The sequence below is a fragment of the Bacillus sp. SIMBA_008 genome, from assembly GCF_046535495.1.
In the GTDB taxonomy this organism is placed as follows: domain Bacteria; phylum Bacillota; class Bacilli; order Bacillales; family Bacillaceae; genus Bacillus; species Bacillus subtilis.
Window position 1 is genome coordinate 1 of the sequence record NZ_JAWRWL010000112.1, and the last position, 364, is coordinate 364.

The following is a 364-nucleotide window of genomic DNA, read 5'->3' on the forward strand; positions in this document are numbered from 1 at the left end:
GCTGCTTCCGATGCACGTGACGCTAGTACCGCAGTACATGCTGTTCAATTCGTTCGGCTGGGTGAACACGATTCTTCCGCTCGTGGTGCCGAAATGGCTCGCAACGGATGCCTTCTTCATCTTCCTCATGGTCCAGTTCATTCGTGGCGTGCCGCGCGAACTCGACGAGTCCGCTCGCATCGACGGGTGTGGTCACTTCCGCATTTTTGGGCGCATCATCATGCCGCGCGCGCTACCGGCCATCGGAACGACGGCGTTGTTCACGTTCATCTGGACCTGGAATGACTTCCTAGGACCGTTGCTCTATCTCAACAAGGACAGCATGAAGACCGTGCCACTTGGACTCAACGCGTTCCTTGACGCG

At 57.4% G+C, this 364-nt stretch carries 1 protein-coding gene; it reads left to right on the forward strand.

Features of this window, described 5'->3' with window-relative positions; all coding sequences use genetic code 11:
- On the forward strand, positions 1–364 hold a 364-nt coding region (locus SB658_RS22385; RefSeq protein WP_410602409.1), incomplete at both ends, for a carbohydrate ABC transporter permease.